This is a genomic window from Arthrobacter sp. ISL-5, assembly GCF_018613835.1.
Lineage (GTDB): Bacteria > Actinomycetota > Actinomycetes > Actinomycetales > Micrococcaceae > Arthrobacter.
In genome coordinates, this window is the sequence record NZ_JAGGPM010000035.1 from 224,088 (window position 1) to 240,848 (window position 16,761).

Here is a 16,761-nt window from a genome sequence, read left to right on the forward strand (position 1 = left end):
TAGTCGAAACTCAGAATTGTTCCGGCGTCTCTATGGGGGAGTGGCGGAATGTCACGGCTCCTGATGAATATCAGGGGCCACCAAGCCGCGCTCAGGCGGCTGTGATTTTCAGGGGAATAATACGCTGTGTCAACTTTGTTCGGCAGGCTGGGGCTCAGGAACCGCCGCAACAAGCTCATCACCGGTACTGCGTTTTCTGCGGCAGCAGTAGCGCTCGTCGCCGGCGCCGTGATCTACCCGGGGTTCAAGACCGCCGAGGTGGACTTGAACGACGGCGGCGTGTGGGTGGTCAGCAAGGCACGCAACGCTGTCGGCCGGCTGAACTACCCCTCACGGGTCCTCGATGGAGCGGTAACCCCGGCAAGCACCACCTTTGACGTCCTGCAGAACGCAGGCAAGGTGTTTGTCGATGATGAGTCCGGCTCCACCCTGAACCAGGTGTCGGCCGCCAACATGAGGCTCGGCGGGGACAAACAGCTCCCGGGCTCGGCACAGGTCAGCTTCGGCAGCGAGGTCATTTCCGTCACGGACCCCGGCGCCGGCAAGATGTGGGCGATGTCGCCCTCTACGGTCAACGCTTTCGACGAGGAATCCAGCGAGCCGGCGGTGGCAGGCTCGCAGGGGCTGGTGTCGGCAGTTGGCTCCGATGACCGGATCTATTCGGCGGATCCGAAAACGGGGCAGGTGACCGTCACCGCCGTGGACGCCAACGGCCAGCCCACCGAGACGGAGTCCAGCACGTGGGAAGGCCTGAAGGGCGCGGGCGACCTCCAGCTGACCGTGGTGGGGGACCAGCCGGTTGTCCTGGATGCCGCTGCCGGCCGGCTGTTCCTCCCGGGCGGCCGCGAGCTGGCGCTGGCGGACGCGGGGGAGGCAAAGCTCCAGCAGCCGGGCCCGGCGTCGGACTCTGTGGCCTTGGCCACGCCCAAGGCGCTCCTGAAGCAGCCACTGAACGGCTCGGCGGCGAAGACCGTCACGGCCGGCGGCGAGGGCGTGCCGGCGGCACCCGTGCAGCTGGGCGGCTGCGTTCACGCCGCGTGGTCCGGCGTGAACAAGTACGTCCGGGACTGCGCCAACGACGCGGACGACAAGAACGTCGCTGTACCCAAGGCCAGTGCCTCGCCGAGCTACGTGTTCCGCGTCAACCGGGACATCGTGGTGCTGAACGACGTGAATTCGGGGAACGTGTGGCTGGTCAACCAGAACATGCAGCTGGTCAATAACTGGGACGACGTTGTTCCGCCGAAGAACCAGGCCGATGACCAGGACGAGGAATCAGCCGACAACAACACCATCAACGTCCTGCCGGACCGCACCAAACCGAACCGCCCGCCGGAAACCAAGCCCGACGTCGTCGGGGTCCGGCCCGGCCGAACGACGGTCCTGAGCGTCCTGGACAACGACTCGGACCCCGACGGCGACGTCCTCACCGCTTCGGTGGGGAGCGAGGGCCCTGAGGCGGGCAGCCTTGAGAGCATTTACGGCGGATCGGCATTCCAGATCACCGTCCCCGCGGACGCCGCGCCCGGAACCGAGACGTTCGACTACAGCGCCGCTGACGGCCGCGGCCTGTCCGCCGGCGGCAAGGTGACCCTGAACGTGGTGGGTCCCGACGAGAACAGGCCACCCGCGTTCAAGCGGAGCGATCCCACCACCCTGCTCGTGGAGCAGGGGAAGACGGTCAGCCAGAATATCCTGACGGATTGGGCAGATCCCGACGGCGACGACCTCGTCCTCATGTCCGCCACCGCCGACAACGAACAGGACCAGGTGAAGGTCCGGCGGGACGGGCTGCTCACCTACCAGGACTCAGGCGCCTCGGCCGGCAAGAAAAGCGTCACGGTGTCCGTCTGGGACGGACAGGCCACTTCCACCGGAAAGGTGGTGGTGAACGTGCAGCCGCCGGGCGCGCTGGCTCCGGTGGTCAACGCCGACCACGTGACCGCCGTCGTCGGCCAGGACCTGGTCATCGCGCCGCTGAAGAACGACGTCGACCCCAACGGGGGCGCCCTGCGCCTCGCCCAGGTGGAAGCCGGCGGGCCCGCCGAGCTTGGTCCGGTCACCGACGGCGGCACGTTCACCTTCCGGAGCCGGACGCCCGGGCCCGTTTACCTGACGTACATTGCGAGCAACGGTCCCCAGAGCAGCCAGGGCCTCATCCGGGTGGATGTCGAATCCGGCAAGGACACGGGAAAGCCTGTTGCAGTCCATGACGTGGCCCTGCTGCCCGTGGGTGGCAGCGTGCTCCTGGACCCGCTGGCCAACGATTCCGACCCGTCGGGCGGCGTCCTGGTGCTCCAGTCCGTCTCGCTGCCGGCAAATGCCACTGCCTCGGTCAGCGTCATTGACCACAGTGTCCTGCGGATCACGGACATCGCCGGCACCAAGGACCCCTTCGTGTTCCGCTACACCATGTCCAACGGCAGGGATTCAGCCACCGGGAGCGTGTCCGTGGTGCCGGTCCCCGCCCCCGCGGTGGTGGAGGCTCCCCAGCCCAAACCCGATGAAGTCAACGTCCGGGTCAATGACGTGGTGACCATCCCCGTTCTGGACAACGACACCCACCCGCAGGGCGAGAAGCTGAGCGTTGACCCGGTCCTCCCGCAGGCCGTGCCCGCGGAGGACGGCAAGAGCTTCGTTTCGGAAAACAGCCTCCGGTTCATCGCGGGCAGCCACCCGAAGACCGTCCGCGCAATCTACAACGCCGTCGACCCGCAGGGCCAGAAGAGCGCGGCCGCCGTCACGATCCACATCCTGCCGCTGGAGGGCGCCGAGAACTCGCGCCCGCAGCCCAGGAACCTCACGGCCAGGGTTGTTGCGGCCGGCACGGTCCGGATCCCGGTGCCCCTGGACGGCATTGACCCCGACGGCGACTCCGTCCAGCTGACCGGAATCGACAGCACGCCCGCCATGGGCACCGCGACGGCCGGAAGCAACTTCATCGACTTTGTCGCGGCCGGTGACGGAGCCGGAACCGATTCCTTCCGGTACAAGGTGGTGGACCGGCAGGGGGCCATGAACACCGGTACGGTGACCGTGGGCATCGCGCCCCGCGGCGACACGAACCAGAAGCCCACGCCCGTGGATGACCAGGTCAAGGTGCGCCCCGGACGGCAGATCGCCGTCGACGCGACCGGAAACGACACCGACCCCGACGGCGACCTGATCCGGATCCTCAGCGACGGCATCGAAGCGGACGCCGCGCTGAAGGCGGAGGTCAGCAACCAAAGCGGGCGCATCATCCTGCAGGCCCCGGCTGCCGAAGGCACCGTGAACGTCCGGTACACCGTCGCCGACGAGCGGGGCGCCTCTGCGCAGGCGGCCATCCGGATGGTGGTGGACAGCACGGTCCCGCTGCAGGGGCCCATCGCCCGGGATGACCGCGTGACCTCGGCCCAGACGCTGGGCAAGACCGCCGTCGACGTTCCCGTCCTGAAGAACGACGAGGATCCTGACGGCGTGGGCGAGAACCTGAAGGTGACCACCGGAGCCGAAACGGCCCGCCCGGGGCCGGACGGCAACATGATCGTCGAACTGACTGAGCAGCCGCAGCTGGTGCCCTACACCGTCGAGGACGTGGACGGCCAGACGTCCACGGCCATCATCTGGGTGCCGGGCGTCGGGCAGCAGCTGCCGACCCTCGCCAAGGATGATGTGCTCGAGGTCGTTGCGGGCCAGTCCGTCGCCGCCGACCTGGCCGAGTGGGTGAAAGTGCGCGAAGGCCGCTCGCCCCGCCTGACCCAGACTGACCGGATCAAGCTGATCGGAGCGGACGGCGCCGATCCGGTGGCGAACGGCGGCACCGCCATCAAGTACACCGCAGGCAAGGACTACGTGGGTCCGGGGTCCATCAGCTTTGAAGTGACGGACGGCTCCGGACCCGATGACCCTGCCGGGCTCAAGTCCACCCTGAGCATCCGCACCAAGGTCCTGCCCGATCCCAGCCGGAACAATCCGCCCACGCTGCTGGGCGGCGCGGTGGACGTGCCGCTGGGAGACTCAGCGGCAACCGACCTGGCAAAGCTGACATCCGACCCCGACGCCGACGACGTCCGGAACATGAAGTACGAGGTGGTCGGCGCAGTTCCGCAGGGTTTCAACGCGGACATTGACGGCGCATCCCTCAGGGTCTCGGCGAAAGACGGCGTGCGTCCCGGCGAGGGCGGCGCTGTGCAGGTCAAGGCGAAGGACCCGCGCGGCCTGGAATCCGTCGCCACCTTCCGCCTCGCAGTGACTGCCTCCAACCGTGCCAAGGCCGTGGCCAACGACGACGTCGAGGCCGACGCCGCAGCCGGCAAGCCCGTGACGGTCAAGGTGCTGGCGAACGACTCCAACCCCTTCCCGGACGTGCCGCTCAAGATCGTCGGCGTGGCGACGGAAACGGGCCAGGGCTCGGCCGCCATCTCAGGGGATTCGGTGACGGTCACGCCGTCGGCCGGTTTTTCCGGAACGCTCATAGTGTCCTACACCGTGGCGGACAAGACCGACGAAGCCTCGCGCTACGCCACGGCCCGGATCCGGCTGACGGTCAAGGACAAGCCGCTGGCGCCCACCACCCCGCAGGCCCAGAGCGTCGGCGACCAGACAGCCCTGCTGAACTGGACCGCGCCCGCGGACCGCGGCTCACCCATCACCAAGTACACGGTCTACGGCGAGGGCGGCTACCGGCAGGACTGCCCGGCCAACTCGTGCACCCTGAACAACCTGGTGAACAACACCAAATACCATTTCCAGGTGACGGCCACGAACGACATCGACGAGTCCGAACGTTCGCCGGTTTCGGCTGAGGTCCGCCCCGACGTCAAGCCCGACACTCCGCTTGCTCCGGCGATGAAGTTCGGCGACAAGCAGCTCAGCGTTACGTGGACGGCACCGGCCAGCAAGGGCTCGCCGGTCAAGTCCTACGATCTTGAGATCTCGCCGGCGCCCAGCGGGCAGAACGCGCAGATCCAGAACCTCACGGCCGCCAGCTACGTCTGGAAGGGCCTTGAAAACGGCGTTGCCTACAAGGTGCGCGTCCTGGCCCGGAACGACGCCAGGGAACCCTCCGAATGGAGCCGCTACTCCGCTGCGGAAACTCCGGCCGGAGTTCCCGTGACACCCGCCGCGCCGACAGTTTCCGGCGCGGGCTCCGTGGGCAACCAAAGCCAGCTGCAGGTGAACTGGACCGCACCAAACAACAACGGCGACGCCGTCTCCGCCTACACGCTGACAACGCTGCGCGGAGGGACCGCCGTCAAGAGCCAGCAGGTGGCCTCCGGAACGTCCCTGAACGTGACGGTGGCGAACTCCGAAACCGACTACACCTTCACCGTGTCGGCCACCAACAAGGCCGGAACCTCCGGGACGAGCGCCCAGTCGGCGGCCATCCGTGCTGCCGGGAAGCCGGGGACGGTGAACAGCGGTACTGTGCGCGCGACGGGCAACAGCGGAGAGCTGGACGTGACATTCACGCCGCTGACCGAAGCCCAGCGCAACGGGTCACAGCCCGACGAAATCCGCTACCGCTGGTCCACCGCGTACGGTTCGGGCCCGATCAATGCCGGCGGGGGATCCATCACGAACCAGCCCAACGGCAGGGATGTGACGGTCAACATCATCGCCACATCGATCAAGAACAACGTCTCCGGTGACGCCAAAGCCATCGGCTCCGGCAACCCCTACGCGCCTCCCAGCGCACCCAACGTCAACGGCGGCAAGTCGTCGCCAGGCGACCCCCAAGTGCACTGGAACTGGAGCCCGCCCGCGACCAACGGGCGGCCCCTGGACCACTACGAGGTCAGCCTCGACGGCGGCGGCTGGACCGGCGTGGGCAAGGCCACCAGGTTCGACGCGTCCGGCGGAGGCTGGAACCAGACCCGCCAGCTCCGGGTGCGCGCCGTGACGATCGTTGCCGGAGCCATCGGGGCGGCGTCGGCGACGTCCGGCAATGATCCCACGCCTCCGCTGACAGAAGTCAGGGTCAAGCAGAGCGATAACAACAGCTGCCCCGGCAAGCCCGGTGTCCCGGACCGGTACAACGCGGCGACGCGCAGCTGCGGTGGCAGCGACGCCAACTGGGTGTCCTATTCGGACGGCTGGATCCCCACGCCGTGCTGGGCGGACATCTATAACAACAACGGCCGCTGGTACCTGATGAACGGCGGGCCGCACCAGGGCTGGTACGTCAAGGCCGCCACGGTGGACGTCAGGGGTCCTGGCGTGGGTCAGTGCTGAACCTGGACAGCCATCCCATGACGAACGAATGAATCGCTCCGGAATTGCCGGAAATAATGTGCCACACAGAAGAGGAACCATCTCATGACCATGACAACCGAGCAGGCCGACTGGTTTGCAGGCACGTTCGAAAAGCTCGTCGCCAATGTGGGCCAGGCCGTCCTGGGCAAGGCACACGTCATCCGCCTGACGTTCACCGCCATGCTGGCCGAAGGCCACGTGCTGTTCGAAGACGCACCCGGGACCGGCAAGACATCGCTGGCGCGCGCGCTGGCCGCCACCGTCCGGGGATCCAACAACCGCATCCAGTTCACGCCGGACCTGCTGCCCTCCGACGTCACCGGCGTGACCATCTATGACCAGAAGACCCAGAAGTTCGAATTCCACAAGGGCCCGATCTTCAACAACATCGTTCTCGCCGACGAAATCAACCGCGCCTCGCCCAAGACGCAGTCGGCGCTCTTGGAGGTCATGGAGGAATCCCGCGTCACAGTGGACGGCACCACCTACGAGGCGGGGCGCCCCTTCATGGTGATGGCCACCCAGAACCCGATCGAACAGGCCGGTACGTACCGGCTGCCCGAAGCGCAGCTGGACCGGTTCCTGATCAAGACGTCCATCGGTTACCCGGACCACGCCTCCACCGTCCAGTTGCTCGGCGGCACAAACCTGAAGGACCGGTCCCAGGGCCTGCAGCCTGTCATCACCACGCAGGCCGTAGCGGACATGGCCGACCTCGCGGCCACCACGCACGTGGACACCGCGGTGCTCGAGTACATCTCCCGGCTCTGCGAGGAGACGCGAAACGCCCCGGAGACGCGGCTGGGCGTGTCCGTCCGCGGCGCCCTCGCCATGGTCCGGGCGGCCAAGGTCTGGGCAGCCAGCCAGGGGCGCAATTTCGTCCTGCCGGATGACATCAAGGACCTCGCGGGGGTTGTCTGGACCCACCGCTTCGTGATGGATCCCGAAGCCGAGTTCTCCGGTGCCACGGCTGAGGCCGTGCTTTCCCGGGTGCTGGCGGACGTCGCCGCCCCGCAGCAGCGCGCGGCCGTCTGATACACGGGTTCCGGCCCGCCCCTACCGATCCCATACCCACCGAAGCATCGCTAACAAAGGTTCCAACATGTCCACCGGCACTCCGCTCACCAGGCTTGCGGGCCGCTTCCGGCCGCCCTTCCGCAGGGACGGCATGGCCTCACCCAAAAGCAGCCGTCTCCGCCGCCCGGCCGTGTGGCGCGAGGCCGGCAGGACCGCCGGCCAGGCGCTGGCACCGGCCTGGGAGTCCGTCCGCGGCGTGTGGGTCCGCCGCGTCCGGCCTGTGCTGTCCGTGGTGAGCGTCCTGGGCTGGTCCGTGCTGGGGGCGTCGGCCTTCCTCTGGATTGCGGGACAGGCCTACGGCTGGCAGGAAGCCAAAGCCGCGGCGGTCGCAGCGCTGGTGCTCTTCCTCATCGCGGTCGGGTTCATCCTCGGGCGGTCCTCGTACGGCGTCCTGCTGGACCTGGCCCGGACCAGGGTGGCGGTGGGCGACAGCGCCGTGGGAAGCATCGCCGTCTCCAACACCTCCGCACGGCCGCTGCTGCCCGCCGACCTGGAGCTGCCTGTGGGCGGAGCGACGGCCATCTTCCATCTGCCGCGCATGAAGCCGCAACAGGTGCACGAGGACCTTTTCACGATTCCCACTGCGCGCCGAGCCGTCATTACGGTGGGACCTGTGCGTTCCGTCCGGGCCGATCCGCTGCACCTCCTGCGCCGCCAGGTGCTCTGGACCGAGCCGGAGGACCTCTACGTCCACCCCCGGACGGTGGCCCTGGCAGGTTCCGCCGCCGGATTCATCCGCGATCTGGAGGGCATGCCCACCACCGATCTTTCCAGTGCGGACGTGTCCTTCCACGCCCTGCGCGACTACGTGCCGGGTGATGACCGCCGGCACATCCACTGGAAAACCACGGCCCGGACCAACAAGCTCATGGTGCGCCAGTTCGAAGAAACACGCCGGGCCCACCTGGCCATTTCGCTGTCCATCAACACCGACGAATACGCCTCGGAGCACGAGTTCGAGCTGGCCATCTCCGCCGCCGCCTCCATCGGCCGCCAGGCGATCCGCGAGCAGCGCGAACTGGACGTCCTGACCCAGGCGGGTCCGCTCCGCTGCGAAACCGGCCGCAACATGCTCGATGGCATGACCCGGATCGTGGGCGCCCCGCTGCGGAAGACCGCCGTCGACCTTGCCCGGACGCTTGCCGACACCGTCCCCAACGCCTCCGTCGTCTTTTTCGTGGTGGGCAGCCACGTGACGCCCGCCCAGCTCCGTTCGGCCGCGGCCTCGGTGCCGCCCGGCGTGCGCAGCATCGCCGTGCGGCTCGACGCCGGCGCGGCGCCGGCGCGCGCCAACATCGCCGACCTCACGGTACTGACCCTCGGCGAGCTCTCCGACCTTCCCGCCGTCCTCCGAAAGGCTGCCGCATGAGCCAGGCACCCGGCCTCCGCCCGCGGCGGCAGGCTCCGTCCGCGCCGCCGTCCGCCTTCGCCACCGGCCAGCCGCGGTGGCATTTCCTGCTCGACGGCGGCGCACTCACCGTCCTGCTGGGGCTGGGCGTCCTCGGGTTCAGCCTCAGCTTCGGCGGCGACCCGTACTACCTGGTGGCGGGGCTCGGCGGGATCATCCTCGGCCTGGCCATCGCCGCCTGCAACGCGCATTTCCGGCTTGGCCTCCTGATCACCACGGCCGTGGCCCTCGGTGCCTACCTGGTCCTGGGCACCGCCCTGGCCGTGCCCGGCGCCGCCATCGCGGGCGTCATCCCGAGCCTGGAATCCCTGCGCACACTCCTCCTCGGCGTGGTGTTCTCCTGGAAGGACATGCTCACCGTCGGGGTCCCCGTGGGAACAGCCGGCGGGGTGCTGATCGTCCCCTTCCTGAGTTCGCTCATCGCCGCGGTGGTTGCCGGCGTGCTGACCTGGCGGTTCAGGAGCCCCTACTGGCCCCTCCTTCCGGTGCTGGCCCTGTTCGTCACCGGCATCGCCTTTAGCACCAACGCGGGGTTCCTCACCGTGGAACGTGGCATCGCCCTCACGGTCGTGGGCATTGCGTGGGCCACGTTCCGCCGGGACTGCCTGCGCCGCACGGACACGCGCAAGGTTTCAGTCAACCGTCCCCAGCACGACGCCGATACGGCCAGCCGGGCGCGAATGCGGCGCCTGACGGCGGGGGCCGCCGTGATTGCCGCGACAGTGGGCATCACGGCGGTCGTGTCGCCACTGTTCGCCGCCGGCGACGAACGCAAGGTCCTGCGGAACGTCGTCGTGCCGCCGTTTGATCCCAAGGATTACGTCACGCCGCTGGCGAGCTTCCGCAACTTCGTCAAGGACAAGAAGGACGACACCCTGTTCGCCGTCAAGGGGCTCCCCAAGGACGCCCGGGTGAGGCTGGGCGCGCTGGACGCCTTCAACGGCACCAACTACACCATGGACCCCAACGGCTCCGGCAATTTCAGCAAAGTGGGCGACGCGAAGTCGATCAATACCCTCGCCGATTCCGCGGCATCAGTGCCCACAAATGACTACACGCTGGACATCACGGTCGAGGACTACCAGGGGTACTTCGTCCCGGGCGGCCGGAAAACCACCGGCCTCAGCTTCGCCCAGGGCTCGTCCAACGCGGCCTCGGGACTGTACTTCAATTCCGGCACCGACACAGCCGTCACCACCAAGGGCCTGGCGCAGGGGGATTCGTACAGCGTCCAGGTCTCGGACCCGGTGAAACTGGAGCACGGCCAGCTGACGCAGTACGACTTTGCCAAGCTCACGCTCCCGGACACGGCCGAGGTCCCGCCGGTGGTGGGCGCCCAGGCCAACGACCTCTCGGCCGACGCACCCACCGCCATTGACCGGGTCCGGCAGATCGAAGCCCATTTCCAGAAGAAGGGCGCGTTCAGCAACGGGCTCATCGCCGACGGTCAGCTCCCCAGCGTGTCCGGGCACGGCGCGGCGCGCATCCGGGACCTGCTGACCGCCAAGCAGATGCTCGGCGACGACGAACAGTATGCCGTGGCCATGTCCCTGATGCTGCGCCACCTGGGCATCCCCTCCCGCGTGGTGATGGGCTTCTACCCGGACCCGAAGAGCCCGGAGAACGGCGCAGGAGAAATCAAGATCCTGGGCAAGGACGTCCACGCGTGGGTCGAGGTGGCCTTCGACCGGGTCGGCTGGGTCACGTTCGATCCCACGCCGCCCAAGGACAACATCCCCATTCCGCCGGACCCCGAAAGCAAGTCCAAGCCCAAGCCCCAGGTCCTGCAGCCGCCGCCTCCGCCGCAGGAACCGGCCGACCTCCCGCCGGACTCCTCTCCCGACGCGCTCGATGCGGACGAGAAGAAGAACAATCCCTGGCTCTTCTGGGGTCCCATCCTCAGCGCCATCGGCATCGCCATGATTCCAATCGGAATTCTTGCCCTGCCGCTGCTGCTCATAGCCCTGCTCAAATCACGGCGGAGGAAGTCACGGTTCGCTGACGGGCATCCGGCCCAGCGGGTCGGCGGTGGATGGAATGAAGTCCTCAGCCTGGCCACCGACATGGGCGCCGCTGTTGACGGCCGCGCCACACGGCGGGAGACCGCCGCCGTGGTGGCCGAGGCGTTTCCGGCCACCGGTGCCACAACCACGCTGCTGGCACACCGGGCGGACGCCTCGATCTTCGGGGCGGGCCAGCCAAGCGAGGACGACGTCCGGGAGTACTGGGAGATCGTGGACGGGTCGCTCAAGGAAATGACCGGCACGGTCGGGTTCTGTCGGCGTCAGCAGGCACGGTTCTCGCCGCGGTCGTTGCTGGCCGATGCCCGGGCGGCGCTGACTTCCCGCGGCGCCCTGAATGCACGGAGTGCCCTGAACGCACGGGCCGCGCTACGGGAACGCTTCCAAGGCCGGAACGCTCCCAAGGACGGAACCGGCCATGAGTGACAGGGCGGAGCGGTGCGTGCACTGCCGCCAGCCCGTCCGTCCCGGGGCAACCTTCTGCGGTGCATGCGGGGCGCCCTTGGCCAACCGGGCGGCCCGGTCCAACCGCTCGGGCCGGTCCAGCCTGGCGGGCGGTGTCGCAGGGAGCAGAGGCTCGGCGAGCGGAGGCGCCGAAACGCGGGGCGCGCCGCACGCGGGCCCGATCCCCGGTAGCATCCCTGTAGGGCCGGGGGAAGGAACAGGAATGGGAGGCACTCTCGCGCTGGTGCCGGCTGCGCCGGGCAAGCGTCTCGGCGCCGCCGTCCTTGACTGGCTGGCGCCGGCAGTGGTCCTGGTGGTCCTTCTCTCCCTCGGATTTGCGAGCGTCACCAGCACCCGCAGCTCGGGCTTCATCGTGTACGACACCGGTATGCTGGTCCTCCTTGGGAGCATTGCTGTCGGACTGACCCTCATCTACGCGCTGGTCATCGCCGGAATCGAGGGCCGCTCCGGCAGCACCATCGGCAACCGCCTGATGGGCATCCGCAGTGCAGACAATGACGGCTACGCACCCGGCACCGGTGCCGTGTTCCTGCGCGGAATCGTCACCGGAGCCGGAATGCTCCTGGCAGTTCTCGCCACCGCACTCGTGGCCATCATCAAGTGGTTCGACGCTGCGCTGTGGATCCTCGCGCCCGTCGTGATCCTCGGGATTGCATGGGCCTTCGTTGTGGTTCTGTCCAGTACCTGGGACAGGAACGGCGGCCTCCGGGGATGGAATGACTTGGCCGCCAAGACCCTCGTGTTCGATGTCAGCGCCGGCCGCAATCCGGTGACCACCGGCGGCATCCAGGGTCCGTACAGCTTCGCTCCGCTGGACCTTCCGCCGGTCCAGCCGGTGGCCTCGCCGGTCGCCTCGCCTGTCGGTCCGCCGGCTGTCCCGCCGGTTGTCTCGCCGGCGACCGCGGCCAGCAGCGCCGGCAGCCACCCCGACGACGGCCTGGACCGCACCCAGTTGCGCGGCGACGCCGGCCAGGACGCCCCGGTGGCGGTACTGCGGATACAGCTCGACGACGGCCGCGACTTCCGGCTGGACCGGAACGTGCTCATCGGGCGGAATCCCGCCGCCAACGCGGGCGAGTCGCAGGCCCAGCTGCTGGCGGTCCCGGACCCCGCGCGGACCATTTCCAAGACCCACCTTCACCTGCTCACGGACGGTGCGGGCGTGTGGGTGACGGACCGCAACTCCACGAACGGCAGCGCCGTCACCACACCGGACGGCGTCCGCACGGCGCTGCAGCCCGGCGTGCCATCATTTGTCAGCCCCGGAACCACGGTTCATTTCGGGGACCGCACTTTTACCGTAGGACAGGCATGAACTCACAGCAGGCGGCCCGCACTCCCAAGGCCGGCCGCAAGCCGGGCCTCAGCCTGAGCTACGGCTACGGCACAGACCGCGGCCTCCGCCGCGAGCTCAACGAGGACTCGTTCATTGCCTCCGATCCCGTCTTCGCCGTTGCGGACGGCATGGGCGGCCACGAAGCCGGCGAAGTTGCGAGCGGCATGTGCGTCCGTGCGCTGGCGGGAATGCCGCAGCTGGCCACGGGGGAGCGGACAGCCACGGCTTCCGTGGTGCAGCATTTCCTGGCCTCCGCGGATGATTCCATCCGCGCCGCCACCGGATCCCGTGCGGGCACCACGCTGAGCGGCGTGGTGGTGGTCGAGCAAATGGGTGTTCCCTACTGGCTGGTGATGAACATCGGCGACTCCCGGACGTACCGGCTCAGCCAGGGCCAGTTCGCGCAGGTCAGCGTGGACCACTCCGAAGTCCAGGAGCTTGTGGACACCGGAGAAATCACGGCCGAGCAGGCTACGGTCCACCCCCGCCGGCACGTCGTAACCCGTGCACTGGGCACGGGCGACGACACGGAAGCCGACTACTGGCTGCTCCCGATCGAGGAGGGCGACCGCGTCATGGTCTGCTCGGACGGGCTCAACGGGGAGTTGACAGACGACCGGATGCTCAGCATCCTGAGCGCGGTGGAAGACCCGCAGGAGGCTGTGGATGCGCTCATCCAGGCAGCACTGAGAAGCGGCGGCAGGGACAACATCACGGTGATCGTCGTCGACGCCAGGAACGTCCTGAATGATGCGGGCATGGCCACCACTGCACCGAGGACTGCCTCCGCCGCCGAGGATGAAGACACCCTGCCGCGTGCAGCCGCGAGCGAGGAAACCGCCCATGACTGAAGCTAGCTACGTTCCGGGCGGCTGGGTGGGGATGGTCCGGTCCGGAACAGCGGTCATCCTTGGCCCCGATACGCCGGCGCCGCTGGTCAACACCGTGTGGCGCCTGTTGGGCGACGGGCCCGAAGTCCATGACGTCCTCCACGCCGTGACGAGCGGGTTCGGTGTGCCACTGTCCCGTGCACCCTGGTTTGGCATCATTGGTTTCCGGGAGTCGCTGAGGGTGTTCCTCCGCGGAGACCTCGACCTGACCGTTCAGCTACCGGGCGGCCCGGTGGAGCTCGACGGCCGGAATGTCACCACCTGGACCGAGCGGTGGCTGGACGCGCCGGAGTGGTTCAGCCTGACGGTTCCGGGCCAGTCCTCGGCCTTGGAGCTGCCGGTGACGGAAGGCGCCGTACTCCTAAAAACCCTCCGCGTGGATGTCACGGGAGCCGGCAGTCCGGCAGTGAAAGGCCAAGACGCCGACTTCGCGATGCAGGCGTCCGCCGCGGCCGCGCCGGAAGCCGCCGTAGAACCCTCGGCGGAAGCCTCGGCCGAGACCGTGGCGGGGATGCCTGAGGAAGCTCCGGATGAAGGCGGGCTTGAAGAGACGCGCCTGCCCGAGCCGGGCCCAACCGTCACCGCAGCCGCTGACCCGGCGGACCGGCACGACAACGGGCAGCAGGTGCCCGCGCCGGCGACCGAACTCACCGGATCGTACGACCACCTCTGGGACAAGACCGTGATGCGCAGCATCGAGGACGCGGCCGTCCGTGACGACCACGACGACGACGGCGCCCCGCCCGCCGCCAGCCAGGAGCCCGGCGCAAGCCTGGCCACGGCCGGCCCTGAGGCTGGAGACCAGGAATCAGCTGGCCGCGCCACACCCGGCCCGGACGCTCACGGCCCCGCCACGCCGAGCTTTGAGGATGAGCCTGCCGAGCCCGGGTCCGGCGGACTGATTGATTCGGTGCCGTGGGCCACCGGCGGTGACCGTGCCCCGCGCCCCCAGGCCCCGCCGTCATTCATTTCCCTGCCGGACGCCTGCCCGGTCGCGGAGCAGTTGCCGGAACAGGAGCAGCTTCCGGAACAGGAGCTGCCCGAACCGGAACCGCTCGCGGACGGCGACCACGACGGGCAGACCATTCTCAAGAGCGACCTGTCGGCGGCACCGGCCCAGCCTGCCTCAGCCCCTGCCTCCGGCCCGGTGCCGGGCGCCGGTCCGCTGGTCCTGGCCCGCGTGTGCGCACGGGGCCACGCCAACCCGCCCACCAGCGCGCTGTGCCCCGCCTGCGGATCCCCGCTCCCGGACGTCGCCGTGCAGGTGCCGCGCCCCCGGCTCGGCCGGCTGCGGCTGTCCACGGGAGAGCTGATCGACCTCGATGAGTCGCTGGTCATCGGACGGCAGCCGTCGGTGTCGCGCGTCCAGGGCGGCGTCATGCCGCGGCTGGTGCAGGTGGCGAGCCCCGGAGGCGACATTTCGCGGTCCCACGTCGAGGTCCGGCTCGAGGGCTGGCATGTGATGCTGTGCGACCTAAAGGCCACCAACGGCACCGTGCTGGTTCGTGAGGGCCAGCCGCCGCGGCGGCTGGCCCAGAACGAGATGGCCATTGTCCTCGACGGCGACATCGCCGAACTTGGCGACGACGTTTCCTTGCGCTTTGAGGAGATCCTGTGAGTTCCAAGCGGCCAGTAGCTCCGCCGCCACGCATTCCCGGCTTCACGTACGTCAGCCTGCTCGGATCGGGCGGATTCTCCGACGTCTACCTCTATGAGCAGGACCGCCCGCGCCGCAAGGTGGCCGTGAAGGTGCTCCTCTCGGGGCTGAAAACGGAGGGCGCGCGGCGCCGGTTTGAGTCAGAGGCCAACCTCATGGCCCAGCTGTCGTCGCATCCGTTCATCGTCACCATCTTCGAGGCGGAGGTCACGGAGGACGGGCACTCCTACCTGGCCATGGAATACTGCTCCCGGCCCAGCCTGGACGTCCGGTACCGGCGGCAGCGCTTCAGCGTGGACGAGGTCCTGGCCGTGGGCATCCAGGTGGCCTCCGCCGTCGAAACTGCCCACCGGGCCGGCATCGCGCACCGTGACATCAAACCGGCCAACATCCTGGTCACGGACTACAACCGGCCGGCGCTGACCGACTTCGGCATCTCCGGCACGCTCGGCGGCGATGCCGATGAAGACGCCGGAATGTCCATCCCGTGGTCCCCGCCGGAACAGTTCCGGGAAGGAAAGGTCGACGGCGTCATGGTGGACGTGTGGGCACTCGGCGCCACGCTGTACACCCTGCTCGCCGGACGCTCGCCATTCGTCCTGCCGGGGGCGGACAACTCCCAGCGGGAACTGATCTCCCGCATCACCGGCGCGCCCGTCCCGCGGCTCGGCAGGGCCGACGTCCCCGAATCGCTGGAACTGGCGCTGGCAACGGCCATGGCCAAGTCCCCGTCCTCCCGCTATTCATCGGCTCACGCCTTCGCGCTGGCACTTCAGCGCATCCAGGCCGAGCTCAACCTGTCGGTCACGCCCTTCGAGGTCCTGGAGGAGCGCCACCAGGAGGACGTCAACCCGGACGACGGGTTCGAGGAAACCCGCGTACGCAACATCGCAATCGTCGACCCCGACAGAACGGGCAGCGCACCGACCTTCCCTGCGCGTACCTGGCCGCTGGACCGCGGACCGTATTCTCCTTCGCCGGCTCCTACGTCAGGGGCGCACGCTGCGCCGCAGCCGCCCGCGTCTGCAACAGCGTCTGCAACAGCGTCTGCAACAGCTCCCGCAGCAGTTCCCGCCGCCGGCCCGGCGGCGGCGCCCGGACCGCCGTCGGGAGTACCGGCCGCCGGCGGCGAAGCCGCCGCTGATGACTGGGCCCAGGCAACGGTTCTCCGGAGCAGTCAGCCCAAGGCCCCGGACCAGCCCGCATCCGACGCGCTGCCCGCGGACCACGGGAAGCGCAACCTCTGGCTGGCCATCTCCGGCGGAACGCTCCTGGCTCTCGCCGTCACCGTGGGGATCGTGGTGGCGTCATCGGCGCCGCAGCCCCGGGTGCAGGCCAGCGAACAGGTCAGCAAGCCGCCGGCAGATGCCCTGGACGACGGATCCGTGCCGGACGTCGCGAAGCTGGCGGGCACGGCGGGAGCCGCCGGGAAGGTCCGGTTCACGTGGACCAATCCGCAGCCGAAGCCGGGAGACACCTACAAGTGGCGGATCAAGACCGTCAAGGGCGGCGGGGGCTACCTCTCAACGTCCGCGGCGCGCGTGGATGTGACCGCCAACCCCACCGAATCCACCTGCGTGCAGGTGATCATCGTCCGCAGCGACGGCTCCGCGTCCCCGGCGGGCGAGGACTCCATCGCGTGCGTCTGACAAAACGGCCCAACGAGGAGA

The 16,761-nt window shown here is 68.6% G+C and carries 8 protein-coding genes; all 8 read left to right on the forward strand.

The window, feature by feature from the left end:
* The first annotated feature begins 126 nt into the window (after positions 1–126).
* The 8 genes from J7I89_RS19815 (at position 127) to J7I89_RS19850 (ending at position 16,740) form a co-directional block, all read left to right on the forward strand.
* Entirely contained in the window at positions 127–6,216 is a 6,090-nt protein-coding gene (locus tag J7I89_RS19815; protein WP_214973742.1) for an Ig-like domain-containing protein, read from the forward strand.
* An 84-nt stretch (positions 6,217–6,300) separates the two neighbouring features.
* A complete protein-coding gene (locus J7I89_RS19820; protein ID WP_214973744.1) occupies positions 6,301–7,272 on the forward strand; it encodes a MoxR family ATPase in 972 nt (323 codons plus the stop codon).
* Between the two features lie 67 nt (positions 7,273–7,339).
* Positions 7,340–8,683 carry a DUF58 domain-containing protein gene (locus J7I89_RS19825; RefSeq protein ID WP_214973746.1) on the forward strand — a complete coding sequence of 448 codons (1,344 nt, stop codon included), beginning with the start codon at positions 7,340–7,342 and terminating at the stop codon, positions 8,681–8,683.
* The gene (locus J7I89_RS19830; protein ID WP_214973748.1) at positions 8,680–11,169 is read left to right on the forward strand and encodes a transglutaminase domain-containing protein; all 2,490 of its coding nucleotides are present in this window, start codon (positions 8,680–8,682) and stop codon (positions 11,167–11,169) included. Before J7I89_RS19825 ends, J7I89_RS19830 begins: the two co-directional genes overlap by 4 nt.
* The gene (locus J7I89_RS19835) at positions 11,162–12,523 is read left to right on the forward strand and encodes an RDD family protein (RefSeq protein ID WP_214973750.1); all 1,362 of its coding nucleotides are present in this window, start codon (positions 11,162–11,164) and stop codon (positions 12,521–12,523) included. Before J7I89_RS19830 ends, J7I89_RS19835 begins: the two co-directional genes overlap by 8 nt.
* Complete coding sequence (locus J7I89_RS19840) at positions 12,520–13,395, forward strand: PP2C family serine/threonine-protein phosphatase (protein WP_214973752.1); 876 nt, start codon at positions 12,520–12,522, stop codon at positions 13,393–13,395. Before J7I89_RS19835 ends, J7I89_RS19840 begins: the two co-directional genes overlap by 4 nt.
* Positions 13,388–15,052 carry a hypothetical protein gene (locus J7I89_RS19845; RefSeq protein ID WP_214973754.1) on the forward strand — a complete coding sequence of 555 codons (1,665 nt, stop codon included), beginning with the start codon at positions 13,388–13,390 and terminating at the stop codon, positions 15,050–15,052. The genes J7I89_RS19840 and J7I89_RS19845 overlap by 8 nt, the downstream gene beginning before the upstream one ends.
* Positions 15,049–16,740 (forward strand): serine/threonine-protein kinase, encoded by a 1,692-nt coding sequence (locus J7I89_RS19850; protein ID WP_214973756.1) that lies wholly within the window; start codon positions 15,049–15,051, stop codon positions 16,738–16,740. Before J7I89_RS19845 ends, J7I89_RS19850 begins: the two co-directional genes overlap by 4 nt.
* Positions 16,741–16,761 lie beyond the last annotated feature (21 nt).

Coding starts and splice junctions, on each gene's coding strand:
- J7I89_RS19820 (WP_214973744.1), top strand. CDS start 6,301: ATGACCATGACAACCGAGCAGGCCGACTGGTTTGCAGGCACGTTCGAA.
- J7I89_RS19825 (WP_214973746.1), top strand. CDS start 7,340: ATGTCCACCGGCACTCCGCTCACCAGGCTTGCGGGCCGCTTCCGGCCG.
- J7I89_RS19830 (WP_214973748.1), top strand. CDS start 8,680: ATGAGCCAGGCACCCGGCCTCCGCCCGCGGCGGCAGGCTCCGTCCGCG.
- J7I89_RS19835 (WP_214973750.1), top strand. CDS start 11,162: ATGAGTGACAGGGCGGAGCGGTGCGTGCACTGCCGCCAGCCCGTCCGT.
- J7I89_RS19840 (WP_214973752.1), top strand. CDS start 12,520: ATGAACTCACAGCAGGCGGCCCGCACTCCCAAGGCCGGCCGCAAGCCG.
- J7I89_RS19845 (WP_214973754.1), top strand. CDS start 13,388: ATGACTGAAGCTAGCTACGTTCCGGGCGGCTGGGTGGGGATGGTCCGG.